The sequence below is a fragment of the Bacillus sp. es.036 genome (genome assembly GCF_002563635.1).
Taxonomy (GTDB): Bacteria; Bacillota; Bacilli; order Bacillales; family Guptibacillaceae; genus Guptibacillus.
Window position 1 is genome coordinate 1,263,670 of the sequence record NZ_PDIZ01000001.1, and the last position, 15,335, is coordinate 1,279,004.

Sequence of the window (15,335 nt, forward strand, 5' to 3'; positions counted from 1 at the left end):
AATTTCTGGCATTAAGGAGGACGTCTATGAGGAATACGTTAACTGAAGGCATGTTTGAAGCCATTTTAGAAAGTATTGATGAGGGCATTCACGTTGTAGATAATCAAGGTGTTACGATATACTACAATGAAATTGCAGCAAAACACGATGGATTACTTGTAGAAGATGTGTTAGGAAAGCATTATTTAGAAGCGTTTCCTTCTCTTTCAAAAGAAACGAGTACGCTCTCACACGTTCTGATGACGAGAAAAGCGATTTTTAATAAAGATCAAACGTATCGAAACATGAAAGGGAAACTTATCTCAACAATAAATACAACGTTGCCTATTGTCGTTAAAGGTCATTTAGAAGGTGCTGTAGAGATTGCTCGTGACATTTCTCGTATTAAAACGTTATCGGACAAGGTAATGGAGTTACAATCAAAAATGAACAAGAAAACAGCGAAAGAATTTGATGATGGAACCAGTTATACGTTTGATCACATTCGAACAAATGATCCAGTGTTTATGCAAGTGAAGGAGCGGGCAATGAAAGCTTCAGCTCTAAACTCTCCTATTCTTGTTTATGGTGAAACAGGTACTGGAAAGGAGCTAATTGTGCAGTCAATTCACAATGCTTCAAAACGACCAGGACCATTTATCGCTCAAAACTGTGCCGCCTTACCGGCATCGATTCTCGAGTCAATTCTTTTTGGAACGGCAAAAGGAAGCTTTACTGGTGCGGAGGAGAGAGAAGGTTTATTTGAGCTTGCGAATGGCGGAACGCTTTTTCTTGATGAAATCAATTCGATGCCAATTGATGTTCAAGCAAAACTACTTCGCGTATTAGAAGATGGGGTGATCCGACGAGTAGGCGCAGGCAAAACAAGAAAAGTAGATGTCCGTATCATTGCAGCGATCAATGAAGAACCGGAATTAGCCCTTGAAGACAGGCGCTTACGTGTAGATTTGTTTTATCGTCTAAATGTGATTTACCTTCGAATACCTCCGCTTCGTGCGCGACGTGGAGACATTCCCGATTTAATTGCCCATTTTATCGAAAAGTATAATAAGAAGTTCCAGAGGCACATTGTTTCTATTGATGAGAAAGCAGAGTTCCGATTGTATCATCGAAGTTGGCAGGGAAACGTACGAGAGCTGGAACATGTGATTCAATCAGCGATGAATTTTGCAGAAGGCGACATATTAGTTGAAAAGGACTTTCCGATGTTACTTTCAGAACCGATGCGAGAAATGGTGCAGTCTCTTCCGGAGATCTTACTTAAGACAGAGGCAGATCTTATCCAGCAAGCGATGAAAAATTGTCTTGGCAATGTGAAAAAAGCAGCAGAGCAGCTCGGTATTCCTAGACAAACGCTCCAATATAAACTTTCCAAACATCAAAGTCAGAGTGCCGAATAATGAGCACCTCTGACTTTTTTTATTGCACGTTACACCCCTAAAGCGTGGTACTCTGCTTTCTTGAAAGAAATAATGGAGCTGGCACGCTACTTGCATAGTATAGAAGTAGATTATATGAAGGGGGAATGTATGATGCTAATGCAACTTTATAAGCCTGGTCGTCATTGGAAAGACATTGAACTGTGGAAGGATGTTACCGAAGATCAGTGGAATGATTGGATCTGGCAGCTTACGAATACGATTCGAACGCTAGATGATTTAAAGAAAGTCGTTAATTTAACACCGGACGAAGAAGAAGGTGTCAAGATTGCGACAAAAACCATTCCATTAAACATAACACCTTACTATGCTTCATTAATGAATCCTGATGATCCTCGTTGCCCGGTACGCATGCAGTCAGTGCCAATTTCTCAAGAGATGTATAAAACAAGGTATGACCTTGAAGACCCTCTTCATGAAGATGAAGATTCGCCTGTTCCAGGGTTAACGCATCGTTACCCGGATCGCGTTCTTTTTCTAGTAACAAATCAGTGTTCTATGTACTGCCGTTATTGTACGAGAAGGCGCTTTTCTGGGCAAATTGGAATGGGCGTTCCAAAAAAACAGCTGGATGAAGCGATTCAGTACATTTCGAATACGCCTGAAGTGAGGGATGTTCTCATTTCTGGTGGAGATGGGTTATTGATTAATGATAAAATTCTTGAGTACGTTTTGAAAAATTTACGAGCAATTCCACACGTTGAAATTATTCGAATCGGAACGAGAGCGCCTGTCGTCTTTCCACAGCGGATAACGGAAGATTTATGTAATATTCTTAAAAAGTATCATCCTGTTTGGTTAAATACCCACTTTAATACAAGTATTGAAATTACCGAGGAATCCAAAAAAGCATGTGAAATGCTGGCAGATGCGGGTGTTCCAGTCGGAAATCAAGCAGTTATTCTTGCAGGTATTAATGATAGCGTCCCTATCATGAAGAAGCTGATGCATGATCTCGTGAAAATAAGAGTAAGGCCATACTATATTTATCAATGTGACTTATCAGAAGGAATCGGCCATTTTCGTGCTCCAGTTTCCAAGGGATTGGAAATTATTGAAGGATTGCGAGGACATACGTCGGGTTATGCCGTGCCGACCTTTGTCGTAGATGCACCTGGTGGTGGTGGGAAGATCGCTCTACAGCCGAATTACATGATTTCCCAAAGTGCAGATAAAGTTATTTTACGAAACTTTGAGGGAGTTATTACCTCTTATCCAGAGCCTGAAAATTATACCCCAGGCACAGCCGATACGTATTTTAATCAGGTTTATGAAATGAAGAAAAAACCTGCAATTGGGATCCATTCCTTGATGACGGATGAACGATTTAATCTTGTTCCAGAGGGGATACAGCGGTTTGATCGAAGGTCGAAGTATGAACAAGATGCGGCGCACAGCTCATTAAAAGATAAACGTGATAAGCGAGACTTAATGAAGGAAAAGAAATTTAATTCAGAGCAGCAGAAATACAAAGGCAGTGAGAAAGGAGAAGAAAGCGTATGATCTGCAAATGGTGCGAGCAACAGGGCGCATTTGAAACGCTTGATAAAGGGTATTGGGAGCTCCCAGACGGATCTAGAGCTGTAGAAATAAGTGATTTGCCGTCGATTCAATGTAGTGACTGTGGGATGTGTTACCAAACGGACGAATTAGTTGGTGATGTGGAGGAACAGCTTATGCTAATTGATACGTCGAAATTACCTCCTTCTTTTTCCTACAAAGAATTAATGAGTCAGGAGAGACTTTTAAAGAAAAACTATTTTGACATTAATCGTTATCCACTTTAAAAAGGACTTTCAAAGACAAAAATATGAATTAAAAAAAGTTATATCGGAATATTCTGAAAAATATTGATATTTTGACGATTCCCTCGTATAATAGAAAAAAGAGCTTCAGAGGGGGGAGAGCTAGCATGAACAATCATCATAAGTCGTATAAAGACAATATGAAACAACGTGCTATGAAAAAGAAACAAGAACAGGAAACGTTTGAGTTGGAATTGTACGCCCAATTAATCCTTGATGAAGCTGTCTTTACTTTCCAGGAAGAACGTTATCAGCAAACCATTGATCAAGCTCTAGACCGACGAGACGAGAAGGCATTTGAAGAAGCGTCAAGACAGTATGTTGCGTTTCTCCGTTCTTACAAACAGGAGCTTCATTTCGACTGAATAGAATGAGACCTAACTGACACAAACTAGAGAAGAATTACTTTCTAAAGGAGTGTCACAATGGGCAGACAGAAAAAAGGCAATCCAAATGCACAGCGTAATAATAATGCAAAACAGCAAAAAGCGAAACAAATGCCATCCTATGCAGAGATGGAAGCAGAAAAGCTCAAAAATCCGCAGTAAAGAAAGAAGCCTCCAATTCATTTTGGAGGCTTCTTCTTTTGCGCTCAAAACGTACTTTCTGAATCTATGTTACCATTACAAAAGAAAATAGGTTTTTTGAGCGAAGGGAAGATCAGAAACATGGGAAGACTAATCTTAATTGATGGGTTTAATTTATTAAGTAGGGGTTATTTTGCTACCGCATATGGAAAGTCAGAAGAGCAGCTTTCAAAAACCTCTGAAGGACTTTTCACAAATGCTTTAAGAGTGAAGCTACAAAAAATAATGTCTCTTATCAATGATTATGAACCAACTCATTTTGTTGTCACATGGGACGTAAAACGAAATGAAGTAAAGCGTAAAGCGCTATATGAAGACTATAAAGGTACAAGAGATGATCTACCAGCTCCTCTGATTCAGCAATATGAAACAGCAGTGAATTTGTTTAATGCAACAGGAATTCCCCAGATGAGTGTAGAAGGATTTGAAGCGGACGATGTTATCGGCACACTTTCAGAAAGATGGACAAAAGAGGGGCATGGCGATTGTTACATCTACAGTAACGATAAAGACTTGCTTCAGCTTTTAAATCCTGCTGTCTCACAAATCATCGCGGTTCGAAAAGAAGGAGACCGGGTATATACAGAAGATCATTTTATAACGGAGTATGGCATTACTCCTAGTCAGTGGATTGATGTGAAAGCTCTCTTAGGTGATAAGAGTGATAATATCCCTGGTGTTGCAGGTGTAGGAGACAAAGCAGCGTTACCACTTATTCAGCAATATGGATCGGTTCAAGGTGTGTATGAAAGTATTGGTGTACTAGACAGCAAATATAATCGCTATCGAAAAAAACTGACTGAGGGTGAGGAATTGGCGAAATTAAGTTTAGAGCTCGTTACAATTGAGCGCGCGATTCCTGAACTTGATCTTTATTCTTTTGCGGAGTGCAAGTTAGATCTTGATATTAACCAAATGAAATCCGAGCTCGATAAGCTAGGGTTACGCATCCGTATGTAAAGAAAAAGAACATAAAACAGCGCCTTTGCATATAAAGGCGCTCGTTTTGTTCGGTTAAAGGATTATTGTTCTTTCTGTTCATTTTGTTGAATTGCTTTTCGGGCGAGTTCGTCTGCCATTTTATTTTTGGAACTAGGAATCCACTTAATAAAACAGAGGTCAAACTGATCCACTAATTCAAGGCATCGAGTTAAATAGGGTAGATAATTTTTATTTTTGACGTACCTTCCATCTACAGCGCTGCTGACGAGCTGTGAGTCTGTTCGTATGGATAGTGTACGGTACTGTTTCTCTTTACAGATTGAGAGCGCGTGAATTAATGCTTCAAATTCTGCTTCATGGTTTGAGAGCATACCAAGTGGAAGAGCGGATTTAATGACGCTACCTTCAGCTTTAATAAAAACACCGGCGCCGGAAGGGCCTGGATTACCTGCGCTTGCTCCGTCTACATAGACTTCAATCATATGGTGCTCCTCTCTGTGGACTGGTCTTGCTGTATTTTATCATAATCATGTTCGTAGAGAGAAGACATACATTTAAGATAAAAGGAGAAAGCTGTATAGAAGGGACTGTGTGTAGGAGTGAAAAGTATGAAGAAAAAAGAAGTGATGATGGAAGTTGGATTAATCCTTGATACATATTGTCAGGATTGCTTATTAAAACGAGTCAACCAGCATGATTACGGTAAGTGTCACGCCCAGCGCTTTTGCATTACCGAATGCACGGTTGGAGATGAATTAAAACAATTAGGCAAACATTTGACATAAGGAGGACCAATAATGGATGTAATTGTAAAATGGAAATACAAAACGCCTAGAGGCATTTCCTCCTGGATGACGTCTGATGAAATGCCATTTAATGAAGCGATGTTAATGGCTCGTGATATTGTTAAAACGGGTCGCTCCATTGATTTATACTTTTTAGATAACAGAGGCACAAAATGGTCTGTGAAAGAATTAGAAACCTATATGACAAAAAAACAAGAACGCCCTGCTTCTATTGAAATTATTTTTGATGGTAGCTTTGATAAACAGACAAAGAAGGCTGGGTGTGGCGCAGTCATTTATTATTATGAGGGAAGAAAGAGAAAACGGATTCGTATCAATAAAGCGCTGGACTATCTTGAGAACAATAATGAAGCTGAATATGCTGCTTTATGGCTAGGTCTTCAGGAAATTAAAACGATTGATGTAGAAGATACGGAAATTCTGATTAAAGGGGATTCTCAAGTTGTCATCAACCAACTTGCAGGCGAGTGGGCTGTCTATGAACCGCTCTTTACGAGATGGATGGATCGCATTGAAGATACGCTCCAACAACTTAGACTGCAACCGGTGTACAAGTATATTTCTCGCGATGAAAATAAAGAGTCTCATCGCTTAGCGAAGCAAGCGTTGAATGGAACAGAAATTAGTAGCTCGATTGAGCTGGATAACGAATAAGAGAAGCAGCAATTAGGCTGCTTCTCTTATTCGTTCGCTTCTCTTAATTGAGTTTCGCATTTTTCAATCAATTCACTTGAGAATTCATAAAATTGTTCATTAGTACCGGATTTGTGTGAAAGTGCCTGCTGAAATTGCTCTTTGGCCTGGTTAATCGCGTCCTGAGCAGCTTTCAATTGATTCCCATTCATACTTTTTGTAGCCTGGCCAACCAGATGCTGTGCTGATTTAATGGACATTTCAATTTGTTGTAAATCAGAATATGGTTCTGACATGTCATCCCACCTTTATCAATCATTCAAGCATAGTATGGCCACAACTAATGGGAATTAACCGAAAAAAGACGCAAAAAAAGGAACTGATGTAGGCATCAGTTCCTTTGAGGTTTATAATTAAATTTTGTTAACGTTAGCAGCTTGAGGTCCGCGGTTTCCTTCAACGATTTCGAAAGAAACTTCTTGGCCTTCTTCTAGTGTTTTGAAACCTTCGTCATTGATTGCTGAGAAGTGTACGAATACATCGTCAGCTCCTTCGATTTCGATGAAACCGAATCCTTTTTCTGCATTAAACCATTTTACTTTACCGTTTTGCATGTTTGTTCCTCCTAAAAGCTTAGCACAATCCTTGTGCACTTTAAATTTCAACCATTCACCGGATGTTGAAGAAGAGATATTCGATGTGTACGAGAAGTGCACAAAAAATCGAATTCAAATTCTCAATCAAATATCCTATGTGATAAATGGTTAATTTAACTATAACGTCTCACTATAAAAATGTCAACACTACCTAGAGAATAGCACATAATCCTTAACGTAGAGAATAAAGTTGGGTAAGATGGAAAATGGAGTTATGCAATTTAATTTATGGAGGGGTTTTATGAAGCCGGGACTAACATATAAGAGTGATATCGAAATTGCACAAGAATCGAAAATGACGCGAATTAAATCGATCGCTGCACAATTAGGGTTACATGAAGATGAATGGGAGCCATATGGTCATTATAAAGCGAAAATTTCATTGAATACGATGAAACGTTTGAATACTCATCCTTCTGGTAAAGTTGTGCTTGTTACTGCAATCAATCCGACCCCTGCAGGAGAAGGGAAAAGTACGGTAACAGTCGGTCTTGCTCAAGCATTAAATCGAATCGGTGAAAAAGCCATTGTCGCAATGAGAGAACCTTCACTAGGGCCAAGCATGGGTATTAAAGGTGGTGCAGCTGGGGGAGGATATTCTCAAGTTATGCCAATGGAAGACATTAATCTCCATTTTACAGGAGATCTACATGCCATAACGTCTGCTCACAATGCTCTTTCTGCCCTTATTGATAATCACATTCATCAAGGAAATGAAGTCGGATTTGATACTAGACGCGTGACGTGGAAGCGAGTTGTAGATCTGAACGACCGGGCGTTACGAAACGTTATTGTTGGTTTAGGCGGTCCAACGCAAGGAGTGCCCCGTGAAGATGGATTTGATATCACAGTAGCGTCAGAGATCATGGCCATTCTTTGTCTAGCATCCGACTTATCAGATTTGAAGAAGCGGATTGCTTCAATTGTGATCGGATATCGCTTAACAAAAGAGCCGATTACAGCTGGTGACTTAGGTGTAGAAGGGGCGATTACACTTCTATTAAAAGATGCCATGAACCCAAATCTCGTTCAGACGTTAGAAAATACACCTGCGCTCATTCATGGGGGCCCATTCGCAAATATTGCTCATGGGTGCAATAGCGTCGTTGCAACGAAAATGGCTCAAAAGCTTTCTGATTATGTGATCACAGAAGCTGGTTTTGGGGCAGATTTGGGCGCTGAGAAGTTCTTTGATATTAAAACGAGAGCAGGAGAAATTGAACCAGCAGCAACTGTTATCGTTGCCACAATTCGTGCTCTTAAAATGCACGGCGGCGTAGCGAAAGATCAGCTTAAAAAAGAAGATGTTGGTGCGTTACAAGCAGGGCTTGTTAATCTTGAGCATCATGTATCTTCCGTTAAAAAATTTGGTGTTCCTTTTGTAGTGGCGATTAACCGGTTTGTTACTGATACCGAACTTGAAGTAAATGCATTGCTTCAATGGTGCAAGGAAAAGGACATACCAGTGGCTTTAACAGACGTATGGGCAAATGGTGGAGAAGGTGGAGTAGAACTTGCTAAAACGTTATTAAACGAAATGGAACAAAATGAGAACCATTTCAAACCTCTCTATGACCTTGAAAGCACCATTGAAGAAAAGTTGGAAAAAATCGCAACAGAAATTTATGGAGCTGAAGGCGTCGATTTATCCGCTAAAGCAAAAAAGCAAATGCAAGAATTTGAGGAAAATGGGTGGGGGCATCTGCCAATTTGTATGGCGAAAACACAGTATTCACTTTCGGACGATCCTTCACTACTCGGACGGCCATCTGGCTTTCGAATAACGATCCGTGAATTTCGCCCTTCCATTGGAGCCGGATTTATCGTAGCATTAACCGGTAACGTGATGACCATGCCAGGATTACCTAAAAAACCAGCAGCTCTTAATATGGATGTTTCAGAAGATGGAACCGCAATTGGGCTTTTCTAGAAAGTGTGGCTAAAAAATGTCGAATACTGCTTTATCAAAGAAATTAATACGTGATTCTAGAACGACAAAATCAAGCTTTGTATTACCCTCAGACACGAATACACATGGAACACTATTTGGTGGTAAACTAATGTCCTACATAGATGACATTGCGGCGATTTCAGCGTCAAAACACGCTAGATCCGCTGTTGTGACTGCATCAGCGGACTCCATTGATTTTCTAAGTCCGATTCGTGAAGGAGAAGTCGTTAGCTTAGAAGCCTATGTAAGCTGGACGCATAATACATCAATGGAAGTGTTTGTGAAAATCTTTGCCGAAAATGTGATTTCGAGTAAAAAGAAAGTATGTGCTACATCCTTTTTAACGTTTGTGGCGCTAGATGAAGAAAGCGTTCCGGCAAGGGTGCCAGAAGCCATTCCTGAAACGGAAGAAGAGAAGTTCGTGCACGATGGTGGTTACGAACGTATGAAAGCGAGAAAGGCTAGAAGGAAACATTCACAGACGTTAGCAAGTGAATTTGGCGTTTTTTCTTAAGTAGCTTCTCCTCAAAAAAAGATCTGCTGTTAGCAGATCTCACGTTTCAAATCCAAGAATAAAATTATTCTGTCGATCCTGAATTTGCTGTTGCGCTCTGTGAAGCGCGTCACGCTGTTCAGGATTTGCACTGTGAATCATTTTATCAAGTTCAACAGACATACGTTCAAGCAATTGTTGGGTTTCTGTATAACCCTTATCATTGACCGCTGATTGCTGCTTTGTAGCTAGTTGGAGCTGCTCGTCAGCATATTCAGTTAGCTCATGAGCGTTTTTTAACATTTCTTCTACTTTACGGTATGTGGACATGAGGAACCTCTCCTTTTGTATTGATTCATGATTAGTATTGACAGGAAAGATACTTTTATGAGAACGAAGGGGAAATAACAGAAGTGAAAGTGATATACTAAGATGAGAAACAAGAAAGGCGTGAATCAAGTTGGCAAGTGAATTACATGCAGGAGAAATGACTACGTTACGTGTCGCACGTATGCAAGAATACGGGTATTTTTTAACAAATGGATATGAAGATGTGATGCTTCATAAAAAAGAAGCTAAAAATCACTACGAAGAAGATGATGAAGTAGAGGTATTTCTATATCACGACCATCAAGGAAGACTTTCAGCCACTGAAACAGTTCCGCTCGTAACAATGGATTCCTTTTCGATTCTAAAGGTTGTAGAAGTGAAGCGAAGCCTTGGGGTATTTGTGGATATTGGTATTCAAAAGGACATGCTTTTATCAAAAGATGACTTACCTTATGACTGGGCTACCTGGCCTGCTATTGGAGATGAGCTCTATTGTGGGCTAAAGCTTGATAAAAAGCAGCGTCTTTTTGCTGATTTAAGTAAATTTGAAGAAATTCAGGAACTTTCTGTCGCAGCACCAGCAGATAGTAAAAATTCCGAAGTTGAAGGATTAGTTTTCCGCTTCCTTGAAGATGGCGTTTCAATTTTAACAAGTGAAGGGTATCTTGCCTATTTGCATAAAGATGAGATGAAAGAACAAGTAAGACTTGGTCAGCGTCTTACAATGAGAATTACATTTGTAAGGGAAGACGGTCGTGTGAACGTATCGACAAGACCTCTTGTAAAAGAAGCAAGACTTGAGGACTCAGATCGCCTTGTTGCATATATGGAGAAGCACGGCAATCAAATGCCTTTTACTGATAAAAGTGATCCAGAAGCGATTAAGAATGAATTTAACATAAGTAAAGCTGCTTTTAAGCGCGCAATGGGGAAATTGATCAAAGAAAAGAAGGTTGAACAACAAGAGGGAGTCACCATTTTAAAATCCTAATATGTCATCTTTTTCTTCGTGTAACTGGAGCTTACGGGCTAATACTATACCTAAGCTCCTAGAAAGGGGGCAAGTCATTGGATATTACTGACTATGACAAAGCTCTATATTACACGCATCATTGTGCTTGCATTGATCTTAGTGTTTTGATGATGAAAACAGAAGATGACATCCTTTCGAAGCGAATTGAACAATTTGTTTATGCCTTTATACGTGAAACTGAATTTATGAAGGTAAAGGAAGCACGGGATACGCTTCTTTCCTACATTGATTACGTATATCGGATGGAACCTGACCTTAGTGAAATGGCCGCTATAAATCAGACTTTAGACTGACCTCAAGCATATGGGGTCGGTTTTTTTATGGTTAAAAAGGTTTAAAATTGTCGAAAAGGGTATAATTGTAGTAAAAAATAAGGAGCAGGTGAGAAATATGAATCAACAGCAGCTGCACAGTGTACTTGAAAGTATGCGACTACCCAACGGAGCTTATGTTGCAAGTACATCGGATGATTACGACTACGTTTGGATCAGAGATGTATGCTATGCGGTTATGCCATATTTAAATTCGAAATGTTCACGATATGAAAAAGCGTACAATGCTTTACTCACACTACTTAGAAAATATGAGTGGAAGCTTGATATTCATACGGAACAAAAGCCACATTATTTACATGAATACATTCATGCACGTTATACAAGAAATTTAGAAGAAATTCCCGTCGAATGGGGACATGCGCAAAATGATGCAGTTGGTATTATGTTATTCGGAATCGGTCAAGGAATTCAAAATGGTAAGCCGATGTTAAGAGACAAAGTAGACCAGCGTATCGTTCAAAAACTTGTAGATTATCTAGAATGTCTCGAATACTGGAAAAGCCCTGATAATGGTATGTGGGAAGAAAATGTAGAATTACATGCGTCAAGCGTTGGAGCGTGTGTAGCGGGACTAAAAGCCGTTAAAACTCTCGTTAACGTACCGTCATATATGATTGAGGAAGGTGAAAAAGCTTTAGATAAACTTTTGCCTTGTGAAAGTGAAACGAAAGAAACGGATTTAGCTCTTTTATCATTAATTTATCCTTTAAATGTTGTATCAAGAGAACAAGCGATCCAAATTGTGGACCGGGTCACAGAACGGCTTGAGCGAGAACGAGGCATTATAAGGTATGAAAATGATGTGTATTATAACGAAGGTAGCGAAGCGGAATGGTGTTTTGGATTCCCGTGGTTAGGTCTTTGCTATGAGCAGCTAGGAGAACTTGATAAAATGAGTGAATACTGGTCGAAAACGATGAGTATAACACCTGAAAGTGGAAAAATTCCTGAACTTTATATTGGCGGTACGAATATTCCAAATAAAAACACACCGCTAGCTTGGTCTATTTCCATGGCTTATCAACTTCAAGTACGGATGAATGAAATGCAAGAGAATGTATCTTAAGGTTTTTATTTATAAATGTGAAAGGTTGCGCTACGATGCGCAACCTTTTTTTATTGCAATTTATGAAAAAATATTCCCTTATTTGTCGAAAAACACATGTATTTTTCGACAATAAATTTTTTAAGAGGAAACCTAAAGGTACGTGTCGAATCTTTAGGATGTAGAGGATAAGTATCGTGGAATCCCTCTATTTATCAATGAGAGCGAGGTGTCGCAATGACTGTATCTATGCCGACAGAGTATGATCGGTATCTATTTCATCAGGGAAATTTATTTCAGGCTTATCGTTCAATGGGCGCCCATTTAAGGGAAGAAGATGGACGGTTTGGAGTCAGGTTTACAGTCTGGGCTCCTCATGCTGTAGTAGTAGCCGTAACAGGGAATTTTAATCAATGGGATACCACATCGCATCGTATGGAAAAAGTGGAAGAGTCAGGACTATGGTCGTTATTTGTAGAACACTTATCAGAAAATGAGCTCTACAAATATGCTGTCGAAACAACTGCAGGGGAGACGCTCATGAAGTCTGATCCTTATGCTTTCTATTCGGAACTGAAACCGAAGACGGCTTCCATCGTAAAAAAAATTGATCATTTTGACTGGCATGATACGAAGTGGATGGCGAAACGAAAGAAAACTGCCCCATATGATGGGCCGCTATCCATTTATGAAGTTCATCCTGGTTCCTGGCGTAGGAAAAAAGATGGTTCCTATTATTCCTATAAGGATCTGATGCATGAATTGATTCCTTATGTGAAGGAACATGGGTATACCCACATTGAACTAATGCCGGTAATGGAGCATCCATTTGATCGCTCGTGGGGTTATCAAATTACAGGGTATTTTTCGGTCACAAGTCGATTTGGTGAGCCTGATGATTTAAAGGCGTTTATCGATAAGTGTCATCAGGAAGATATTGGCGTGATTCTTGATTGGGTGCCTGCTCATTTTTGTAAAGATGCCCACGGGCTCGGTCAGTTTGACGGCGGGCCGGTATTTGAACCGTCTGATCCGGCTCGAGCGGAACGGCATAATTGGGGAACTTATAATTTCGATTATAGTAAACCTGAAGTGGTCAGTTTTCTTATCTCGAATGCTGTCTTCTGGTTTGACTATTACCATATTGATGGGTTAAGGGTCGATGCAGTTTCACAGATGCTTCTTTATCACCATGACCATGAAAGCGGTGGCGTGGAAGGAGAGAATTCTGCAGCTAAGGAATTTATTCAGAAATTAAATCGAACAATCTTTGAACAATTCCCAAATGCTTTAATGATGGCAGAAGAGTCGACGGATTATCCGTTAGTAAGCGCACCTATTCATGAAGGTGGCCTCGGTTTCAATTATAAATGGAACATGGGATGGATGAATGATGTTCTGAAGTACATGGAGCTTCACATGGATGATCGTAAACACCATCATAACTTGTTAACGTTCTCTTTTTTCTACGCTTTTTCAGAAAACTATTTGTTGCCGCTTTCGCATGATGAAGTGGTACATGGGAAAAAGTCATTACTAAATAAGATGCCAGGTGACTATTGGCAAAAATTCGCTAATCTTCGAACGCTTTATGGGTACATGATGGCTCATCCCGGAAAAAAACTCCTCTTTATGGGAGGAGAATTTGGTCAATTCGTTGAATGGAAAGATTTATCTGAGCTTGACTGGTTGCTTTTTGACTATGACATGCATAGGAAGATGAACGCTTATGTAAAAGAGCTCAATCATTTTTATCTTGATTCAAGGGCAATGTGGCGCATTGATCATGAGTCTGAAGGATTTGAATGGATCGATGCGAACGATAACGCTCAGTCTGTCCTCACCTTTATGAGAAAAGGCAAAGCAAAAGGAGATTGCGATATCGCGATTATTAATTTTTCTCCTAATGTGTACTATGATTATCGGATTGGCGTTCCATCTACTGGAACGTATATTGAAATGTTTAATAGCGATCAAGAAAAGTACGGTGGGTCAGGTCAGTTAAACGCAGACGAATTGCAAAGCGAAAAAACGCCCTATCACAATCAACCTTATAGCCTGATGCTTAAAGTACCACCGCTTGGAATTGTTGTTCTCGGCAAAAAAAATAAAAGCAACCTTGAAAGGAGAAATCGCTATGTCTAAAAAACGTTGTGTCGCCATGCTACTCGCAGGAGGTCAGGGGACAAGATTAGGAAAATTAACGACTCGTCTTGCGAAGCCTGCCGTTCCGTTCGGAGGTAAATATCGCATTATTGATTTCACACTTAGTAATTGTAGCAATTCCGGTATTGATACGGTTGGCGTTCTTACACAATATCAGCCGTACATACTCAATTCATATATCGGAATTGGCAGTTCATGGGATCTGGACCGAAAAAATGGAGGCGTTTCCGTCCTTCCCCCTTATATGGGCCAAAAGGGTGGCGAGTGGTACCGTGGCACAGCGAATGCGATTTACCAGAACATGTACTATATCAAGCAATATGACCCAGAATATGTTCTTGTTATTTCAGGGGACCACATTTATAAAATGGATTATTCTGAGATGCTTGATTATCATGAGCAGCGTGATGCGGATGCAACGATTGCGGTTCTTGAGGTGCCATGGAATGAAGCAAGTCGCTTCGGTATTATGAATACGGATGACGAAGACCGGATTGTTGAGTTTCAAGAGAAACCAGCTGAACCGAAAACAAATTTAGCATCGATGGGCATTTATATTTTCAATTGGAAAACGCTTCAAAAGTATCTAACAGAAGATGAGCAAACTCCCGGATCATCTAATGACTTTGGTAAAGATATTATTCCAGCCATGATTGAAGACGAAAAGAACGTATTTGCTTACTCATTCAATGGATACTGGAAGGATGTAGGAACGTTACAAAGTTTGTGGGAAGCAAACATGGATCTTCTCGATGATGATCCAGCCTTGATTCTTAATGATCCAGCCTGGAAAATTTATTCGGTAAATCCAAATCAACCACCACAATATATCGCTCCTCAAGCGAAAGTGACACGTTCACTAGTAAATGAAGGGTGCGTTGTCTATGGAGACGTTTATCGATCGGTTCTTTTCTACGGCGTGCACGTTGGACTTGGAAGTACGATTCGAAACTCAATCATTATGCCAAATGTAAAAATTGGAGCAAATGTAACGATCGAAAACGCGATTGTAGAAAGTGGCACTGTAGTAGAAGATGGTATGTCATTAGGGTCAAGTGATGGTTCCATTTCTTTAATTGCTGATGGCGAAATCGTCTCGGTACCAAAATAGAGT

19 protein-coding genes are annotated in these 15,335 nt (G+C 40.0%); 15 read left to right on the forward strand and 4 right to left on the reverse strand.

Annotated features, from left to right (window positions below; genetic code table 11):
• The first annotated feature begins 26 nt into the window (after positions 1 to 26).
• The 6 genes from ATG70_RS06525 to ATG70_RS06545 all read left to right on the forward strand — a co-directional run bounded on the left by ATG70_RS06525 (position 27) and on the right by ATG70_RS06545 (position 4,791).
• The gene (locus ATG70_RS06525) at positions 27 to 1,400 is read left to right on the forward strand and encodes a sigma-54 interaction domain-containing protein (protein WP_098443538.1); all 1,374 of its coding nucleotides are present in this window, start codon (positions 27 to 29) and stop codon (positions 1,398 to 1,400) included.
• A gap of 132 nt (positions 1,401 to 1,532) precedes the next feature.
• Positions 1,533 to 2,942: a lysine 2,3-aminomutase gene (gene ablA / locus ATG70_RS06530; RefSeq protein WP_098443539.1), complete on the forward strand. Its 1,410-nt coding sequence runs from the start codon at positions 1,533 to 1,535 to the stop codon at positions 2,940 to 2,942.
• Positions 2,939 to 3,226 (forward strand): YokU family protein, encoded by a 288-nt coding sequence (locus tag ATG70_RS06535; RefSeq protein ID WP_098443540.1) that lies wholly within the window; start codon positions 2,939 to 2,941, stop codon positions 3,224 to 3,226. Before ablA ends, ATG70_RS06535 begins: the two co-directional genes overlap by 4 nt.
• Before the next feature lie 125 nt (positions 3,227 to 3,351).
• Positions 3,352 to 3,609, forward strand: coding sequence for an IDEAL domain-containing protein (locus ATG70_RS06540; RefSeq protein WP_098443541.1), 258 nt, complete (start codon positions 3,352 to 3,354; stop codon positions 3,607 to 3,609).
• A gap of 60 nt (positions 3,610 to 3,669) precedes the next feature.
• Complete coding sequence (locus tag ATG70_RS22760) at positions 3,670 to 3,792, forward strand: hypothetical protein (protein WP_255461983.1); 123 nt, start codon at positions 3,670 to 3,672, stop codon at positions 3,790 to 3,792.
• 120 nt (positions 3,793 to 3,912) lie between these two features.
• Positions 3,913 to 4,791, forward strand: a complete 879-nt coding sequence (locus ATG70_RS06545) for a 5'-3' exonuclease (protein WP_098443542.1) — start codon at positions 3,913 to 3,915, stop codon at positions 4,789 to 4,791.
• 62 nt (positions 4,792 to 4,853) lie between these two features.
• On the opposite strand, the gene ATG70_RS06550 is transcribed toward ATG70_RS06545, so the two are convergent.
• Positions 4,854 to 5,255, reverse strand: coding sequence for a reverse transcriptase-like protein (locus ATG70_RS06550; protein WP_098443543.1), 402 nt, complete (start codon positions 5,253 to 5,255; stop codon positions 4,854 to 4,856).
• A 126-nt stretch (positions 5,256 to 5,381) separates the two neighbouring features.
• On the opposite strand from ATG70_RS06550, the gene ATG70_RS06555 reads away from it, so the two are divergent.
• The gene (locus ATG70_RS06555) at positions 5,382 to 5,558 is read left to right on the forward strand and encodes a zinc-finger domain-containing protein (protein ID WP_098443544.1); all 177 of its coding nucleotides are present in this window, start codon (positions 5,382 to 5,384) and stop codon (positions 5,556 to 5,558) included.
• A gap of 12 nt (positions 5,559 to 5,570) precedes the next feature.
• The gene (locus ATG70_RS06560; protein WP_098443545.1) at positions 5,571 to 6,233 is read left to right on the forward strand and encodes a reverse transcriptase-like protein; all 663 of its coding nucleotides are present in this window, start codon (positions 5,571 to 5,573) and stop codon (positions 6,231 to 6,233) included.
• Positions 6,234 to 6,259: 26 nt separating this feature from the next.
• Here ATG70_RS06560 and ATG70_RS06565 read toward each other — a convergent pair whose 3' ends face one another.
• Positions 6,260 to 6,508, reverse strand: coding sequence for a DUF2564 family protein (locus ATG70_RS06565; RefSeq protein WP_098443546.1), 249 nt, complete (start codon positions 6,506 to 6,508; stop codon positions 6,260 to 6,262).
• Between the two features lie 117 nt (positions 6,509 to 6,625).
• Complete coding sequence (gene cspD, locus ATG70_RS06570) at positions 6,626 to 6,826, reverse strand: cold-shock protein CspD (RefSeq protein WP_098443547.1); 201 nt, start codon at positions 6,824 to 6,826, stop codon at positions 6,626 to 6,628.
• Positions 6,827 to 7,109: 283 nt separating this feature from the next.
• Here cspD and ATG70_RS06575 point away from each other — a divergent pair, with 283 nt between their 5' ends.
• Positions 7,110 to 8,798 carry a formate--tetrahydrofolate ligase gene (locus tag ATG70_RS06575; RefSeq protein WP_098443548.1) on the forward strand — a complete coding sequence of 563 codons (1,689 nt, stop codon included), beginning with the start codon at positions 7,110 to 7,112 and terminating at the stop codon, positions 8,796 to 8,798.
• 16 nt (positions 8,799 to 8,814) lie between these two features.
• Positions 8,815 to 9,333, forward strand: coding sequence for an acyl-CoA thioesterase (locus ATG70_RS06580; protein ID WP_098443549.1), 519 nt, complete (start codon positions 8,815 to 8,817; stop codon positions 9,331 to 9,333).
• Between the two features lie 39 nt (positions 9,334 to 9,372).
• Here ATG70_RS06580 and ATG70_RS06585 read toward each other — a convergent pair whose 3' ends face one another.
• Positions 9,373 to 9,642, reverse strand: a complete 270-nt coding sequence (locus ATG70_RS06585; protein WP_098443550.1) for a DUF2524 family protein — start codon at positions 9,640 to 9,642, stop codon at positions 9,373 to 9,375.
• Between the two features lie 130 nt (positions 9,643 to 9,772).
• On the opposite strand from ATG70_RS06585, the gene ATG70_RS06590 reads away from it, so the two are divergent.
• The 5 genes from ATG70_RS06590 (at position 9,773) to ATG70_RS06610 (ending at position 15,332) form a co-directional block, all read left to right on the forward strand.
• Entirely contained in the window at positions 9,773 to 10,633 is an 861-nt protein-coding gene (locus tag ATG70_RS06590; protein WP_257147631.1) for a CvfB family protein, read from the forward strand.
• 77 nt (positions 10,634 to 10,710) lie between these two features.
• A complete protein-coding gene (locus ATG70_RS06595; protein WP_098443551.1) occupies positions 10,711 to 10,968 on the forward strand; it encodes a YhdB family protein in 258 nt (85 codons plus the stop codon).
• Positions 10,969 to 11,065: 97 nt separating this feature from the next.
• Positions 11,066 to 12,076: a glycoside hydrolase family 15 protein gene (locus ATG70_RS06600; RefSeq protein WP_098443552.1), complete on the forward strand. Its 1,011-nt coding sequence runs from the start codon at positions 11,066 to 11,068 to the stop codon at positions 12,074 to 12,076.
• Positions 12,077 to 12,292: 216 nt separating this feature from the next.
• Positions 12,293 to 14,200 (forward strand): 1,4-alpha-glucan branching protein GlgB, encoded by a 1,908-nt coding sequence (glgB, locus tag ATG70_RS06605; RefSeq protein ID WP_098443553.1) that lies wholly within the window; start codon positions 12,293 to 12,295, stop codon positions 14,198 to 14,200.
• Positions 14,193 to 15,332 carry a glucose-1-phosphate adenylyltransferase gene (locus ATG70_RS06610; protein ID WP_098443554.1) on the forward strand — a complete coding sequence of 380 codons (1,140 nt, stop codon included), beginning with the start codon at positions 14,193 to 14,195 and terminating at the stop codon, positions 15,330 to 15,332. Before glgB ends, ATG70_RS06610 begins: the two co-directional genes overlap by 8 nt.
• Positions 15,333 to 15,335: the final 3 nt, after the last annotated feature.

Excerpts from the sequence above, each read along its gene's own strand:
- ATG70_RS06545 (WP_098443542.1), top strand. The coding sequence starts at position 3,913 with ATGGGAAGACTAATCTTAATTGATGGGTTTAATTTATTAAGTAGGGGT.
- ATG70_RS22760 (WP_255461983.1), top strand. The coding sequence starts at position 3,670 with ATGGGCAGACAGAAAAAAGGCAATCCAAATGCACAGCGTAATAATAAT.
- ATG70_RS06580 (WP_098443549.1), top strand. The coding sequence starts at position 8,815 with ATGTCGAATACTGCTTTATCAAAGAAATTAATACGTGATTCTAGAACG.
- ATG70_RS06550 (WP_098443543.1), bottom strand. The coding sequence starts at position 5,255 with ATGATTGAAGTCTATGTAGACGGAGCAAGCGCAGGTAATCCAGGCCCT.
- ATG70_RS06525 (WP_098443538.1), top strand. The coding sequence starts at position 27 with ATGAGGAATACGTTAACTGAAGGCATGTTTGAAGCCATTTTAGAAAGT.
- ATG70_RS06540 (WP_098443541.1), top strand. The coding sequence starts at position 3,352 with ATGAACAATCATCATAAGTCGTATAAAGACAATATGAAACAACGTGCT.
- glgB (WP_098443553.1), top strand. The coding sequence starts at position 12,293 with ATGACTGTATCTATGCCGACAGAGTATGATCGGTATCTATTTCATCAG.
- ATG70_RS06575 (WP_098443548.1), top strand. The coding sequence starts at position 7,110 with ATGAAGCCGGGACTAACATATAAGAGTGATATCGAAATTGCACAAGAA.
- ATG70_RS06560 (WP_098443545.1), top strand. The coding sequence starts at position 5,571 with ATGGATGTAATTGTAAAATGGAAATACAAAACGCCTAGAGGCATTTCC.
- ATG70_RS06600 (WP_098443552.1), top strand. The coding sequence starts at position 11,066 with ATGAATCAACAGCAGCTGCACAGTGTACTTGAAAGTATGCGACTACCC.
- ATG70_RS06585 (WP_098443550.1), bottom strand. The coding sequence starts at position 9,642 with ATGTCCACATACCGTAAAGTAGAAGAAATGTTAAAAAACGCTCATGAG.
- ATG70_RS06535 (WP_098443540.1), top strand. The coding sequence starts at position 2,939 with ATGATCTGCAAATGGTGCGAGCAACAGGGCGCATTTGAAACGCTTGAT.
- ATG70_RS06565 (WP_098443546.1), bottom strand. The coding sequence starts at position 6,508 with ATGTCAGAACCATATTCTGATTTACAACAAATTGAAATGTCCATTAAA.
- ATG70_RS06610 (WP_098443554.1), top strand. The coding sequence starts at position 14,193 with ATGTCTAAAAAACGTTGTGTCGCCATGCTACTCGCAGGAGGTCAGGGG.
- cspD (WP_098443547.1), bottom strand. The coding sequence starts at position 6,826 with ATGCAAAACGGTAAAGTAAAATGGTTTAATGCAGAAAAAGGATTCGGT.
- ablA (WP_098443539.1), top strand. The coding sequence starts at position 1,533 with ATGCTAATGCAACTTTATAAGCCTGGTCGTCATTGGAAAGACATTGAA.
- ATG70_RS06555 (WP_098443544.1), top strand. The coding sequence starts at position 5,382 with ATGAAGAAAAAAGAAGTGATGATGGAAGTTGGATTAATCCTTGATACA.